Annotated in this window: 6 protein-coding genes; 2 read left to right on the top strand and 4 right to left on the bottom strand. The window is 61.0% G+C overall.

Annotated features, from left to right (window positions below):
* On the top strand, positions 1 to 242 hold a 242-nt coding region (locus ACJWXQ_RS11055), incomplete at its 5' end, for a PDZ domain-containing protein (RefSeq protein ID WP_406672817.1).
* 25 nt (positions 243 to 267) lie between these two features.
* Here the strand turns inward: ACJWXQ_RS11055 and ACJWXQ_RS11050 are convergent.
* The 4 genes from ACJWXQ_RS11050 to ACJWXQ_RS11035 form a co-directional block, all read right to left on the bottom strand.
* Positions 268 to 1,236, bottom strand: a complete 969-nt coding sequence (locus ACJWXQ_RS11050; protein ID WP_346053032.1) for a beta-ketoacyl-ACP synthase III — start codon at positions 1,234 to 1,236, stop codon at positions 268 to 270.
* Complete coding sequence (plsX, locus tag ACJWXQ_RS11045) at positions 1,233 to 2,261, bottom strand: phosphate acyltransferase PlsX (protein ID WP_346053030.1); 1,029 nt, start codon at positions 2,259 to 2,261, stop codon at positions 1,233 to 1,235. The genes ACJWXQ_RS11050 and plsX overlap by 4 nt, the downstream gene beginning before the upstream one ends.
* Positions 2,262 to 2,382: 121 nt before the next feature.
* On the bottom strand, positions 2,383 to 2,589 hold the full coding sequence (rpmF, locus tag ACJWXQ_RS11040) for a 50S ribosomal protein L32 (protein ID WP_346053028.1): 207 nt from the start codon (positions 2,587 to 2,589) through the stop codon (positions 2,383 to 2,385).
* A gap of 109 nt (positions 2,590 to 2,698) precedes the next feature.
* Positions 2,699 to 3,250, bottom strand: coding sequence for a YceD family protein (locus ACJWXQ_RS11035; protein ID WP_346053026.1), 552 nt, complete (start codon positions 3,248 to 3,250; stop codon positions 2,699 to 2,701).
* A gap of 158 nt (positions 3,251 to 3,408) precedes the next feature.
* Here ACJWXQ_RS11035 and ACJWXQ_RS11030 point away from each other — a divergent pair.
* Positions 3,409 to 3,700 (top strand): Maf family protein (locus ACJWXQ_RS11030; RefSeq protein ID WP_406672816.1); only part of this gene is annotated, 292 nt, incomplete at its 3' end.

Below are 3,700 nucleotides of genomic sequence, written 5' to 3'. Positions count from 1 at the left end.
GCGGGGTGTTGATCAGCCGGGTCGAGGGCAGCGCGGCAACCCTGGGCATCCAGCCCGGCGATCTGGTAACCCGGGTGGGCGATATCGAACCGGAAAGCCCCATGGATTTTCTTGACGCCTTCCGGGGCGTGGAAGTCGGGGAATACGTGGAGATCGAAATCGAGCGCGATGGCGAAACACTCAGCTTCGAGGTACCCACGGAAGTGCCGCAGCGGGATGAGCCGGAGCAGGAAAGGTTGTGAGTGCTGAGTGCTCAGCACTCAACACTTAATATCGAATGAGTGCCGAGCCCCAGGTGAAGCCGCCGCCAAAGGCTTCGAGAAGGATAGTCTGGCCGCGCTGGATTCGACCATCCCTGACCGCCACATCCAGGGCCATGGGCACCGAGGCCGAGGAGGTGTTGCCGTGATCCTGAACGGTGAGAATGACACGCTCCATGGGCATCTTGAGCTTTTTGGCAGTGGCTTCGATGATGCGCAGATTGGCCTGATGGGGAATCAGCCAGTCGATCTCGTCACCCGACATGTTGTTGGCTTCCAGGGTCTCGCGGGCGATGCGACCCAGGGTGGTCACCGCCACGCGGAAGACCTCATTGCCCTTCATCTGTACAAAATCCTTGCCGGACTTGAGATCGTTGAAGCCCTTGGACACGCCGGAGGGGAAATACAGCAGATCCTTGTAGCTGCCGTCGGCGTGGATATGGGTGGAAATGATTCCCGGTTCATCGGAGGCTTCCAGGATCACCGCACCGGCACCATCACCGAACAGCACGCAGGTGGAACGGTCGGTCCAGTCAATGAATCGTGACAAGGTCTCGGCCCCGACCACCAGAACCCGCTTGGCCGCACCGGTGCGGATAAACTTGTCGGCAACGCTCATGCCATAGATGAAACCGCTGCAGGCGGCTTCCAGGCCGATGGCCGGCACGCCCCGATTACCCAGGCGCTCCTGGAGCAGGCAGCCGACATTGGGGAAGATCTGATCCGGTGTCGTGGTCCCCACGATGATCATGTCGATATCGTCAGGAGTTACACCGGCCGCTTCCATGGCATTACGGGCGGCGTGTTCACAGAGATCGCAGGTCGTCTCACCATCCGCGGCAATATGCCGCCGCTCGATACCCGTTCGCTCCCGGATCCACTGGTCGCTGGTCTCCACCATCTTTTCAAGATCGCGATTGCTCAGGACCTTTTCCGGGAGATATCGACCGGTACCGATTATGCGTGAATACATCAAACGCCCTGCCTCTCTTTATCTTCATCTTCCAACAACCGACTGATTCGCGCCGGCACGTCTTCCTTCACTTCAAGCGCCGCAATATGAATGGCGTTCTCGAAGGCTACCATGTCAGCGCCGCCATGGCTCTTGATCACGATACCCTGAAGGCCCACCAGACTGGCACCATTGTAACGCCGTGGATCGGTTCGTCGACGCAGGGCCCGCAGCACCGGCATGGCCACCAGCGCCAGCAGACGGGTAAAGGCATTGCGGTTGAATTCTTCCTTGATGTAGGCGCCAATCATTTTTGCCACGCCTTCCATGGTCTTGAGAGAGACATTTCCGACAAAGCCCTCGCAGACCACCACGTCCACGCCACCACCGAAGATGTCGTTGCCTTCCACATAGCCAATGTAGTTGAGGCTGCTGTCGCTGAGCATGGCCGAGGCATCACGAACTGTTTCGGTTCCCTTGATCTCTTCCTCGCCGATATTCAACAAGCCGACCTTGGGTCGCTCGATGTCATGCACGGCCGTGGCCACGGCCGAGCCCATAACGGCGAACTGCAAGAGGTGCTCGGCAGTGCAATCCGCACTGGCACCCAGATCAAGCATGTGGGTATGACCACCGCGGGCCGGGATGGGGCAGATAATGGCGGGGCGATCGATGCCGGGAAGGGTCTTGAGCACAAAGCGGGAGGTGGCCATCAGGGCGCCGGTGTTACCCGCGCTCACGCAGGCCTGGGCCTCACCCTGCTTGACCAGATTGATGGCAACCCGCATGGAGGAGTCTTTCTTGCCGCGCAGGGCCTGACTGGGCAACTCATCCATATTGACCACCTGGCTGGCGTGGTGAATGCGGATGCGCTTGCGCAGGTCCGTATCGGCCCCTTCGAGGGCAGACTCCAGGGCGGACTCATCTCCGACCAGAATGAGGGAAACATCATCCCGCCTGGACAGAAAAGCGAGCGCGGCAGGCACAACGACACTGGGGCCGTGGTCACCTCCCATCCCGTCCAGTGCCAGTGTGATGCGAGCACTCATGCATTAACTCCAACGAGACTGATCGAAGCGGATTGCCATTGTCACGGCCCGCTCGGGGCCGTCAAAAAGCAGCCGCGGCACCCGGCCGCGGCCTCTCGGACGCGAGGTAGCTCCAGCGAGCTCAGTCCTCGTCCTCTTCGAAATCAATCTCATCCGCCGGCGTAGCGACCAGCTTGCGACCACGATAGTAGCCGTCAGGGCTGACGTGATGGCGGCGATGGGTCTCGCCGGTGGTGGGGTCCACCGACAGGGTCGGGTTCTTCAGGCTGTCGTGTGCACGGCGCATGCCACGCTTGGACGGGGTCTTGCGATTCTTCTGAACGGCCATTGTCTGCTCCAGACTTGCTCTTAAGCTTGAGTTTCAAAGGAATCACGCATTGGCGTGATCCAGCTTGCTCGATGGGATGCCGCTGGGGTCAGCCCCTGAAGACATCCATTCATTTTTTCTTGCCACCGCCCTTGAGGGCGGCGAGGACCTGGAAAGGTCGCCGGGTTGGCCCCGGTGCCGGTTCGCTGGATTGCCCTTCGGAATCCGGCGGCAACAGCATCTCATCCCTGGCCAACGGGCCACAGTCTTCGATCCGCTCATGGCGGGCCGAAATCGGCAACGCCACCATCAATTCCTCTTCCAACAGCAAAGCCGGATCCAGGAGGCGTTGCTCGCGGATGATGGCGTCCATTTCCGCGGGCAAGGCATCGACATCCGCTTCACTGTCAACGATGACCAGGTCATAGCTCACCGCCAGGGGCTTTGCCACCGGCTCCAGGCAGCGCTGGCATTCCAGGGGCACCGTCACTCGGGCTTCACCCCTGACTGTCAGTCTACCGTGAGCATCACGGTCAAAGCGCATTCGGCACCAGACCTCATCCGCCTCGGCGCCCGCGGAGAGGCACAGCTCGGCGTTCAATCGCGGCATCCGGTCGAGCGCCACATGCCCTTCGGCGGCGGTCTGCCCCGCAGCCAGGCGCTCCGGATCAAGAGGGTCCAAAAACGGCTTCGACATAAACGGGCAATGGTACGGGAACACCACCCCACTGTCAAAGCGAAATTTGGCCAACTTGTTGTTTTCCCTGCACTCACGGGATTGACCCGACGGCTGGCGTGGCGTAAAAGACCCCCAAGCAAGCCGCCACCGGAGCAATCATCATGGCAGAGGCCGAATCCACACCCGAGCGAATCGTCCTCGCGTCCCGATCACCCTACCGGGCCGACCTCCTGCGTCGGCTGGTTCCGGACTTCGAACAGCACCCCGCTGATATTGATGAATCAATCAACGCGGAGGAAAGCCCGGAGGCCTATGTCGGTCGCCTGAGCCGGGAAAAGGCGCTGGCCGTGGCCAGTGCCTGCGATGAACCAGCCCTGGTCATCGGCTCCGACCAGGCCGCGGTCCTGGACGGCGAGATTCTCGGCAAACCGGGCGACCTGGAAACCGGGGTCG

The organism is Natronospira sp., assembly GCF_007134575.1.
Taxonomy (GTDB): domain Bacteria; phylum Pseudomonadota; class Gammaproteobacteria; order Natronospirales; family Natronospiraceae; genus Natronospira; species Natronospira elongata.
Note: the sequence above shows the minus strand (reverse complement) of the source record. Positions and strands in the feature narration are given on the sequence as shown.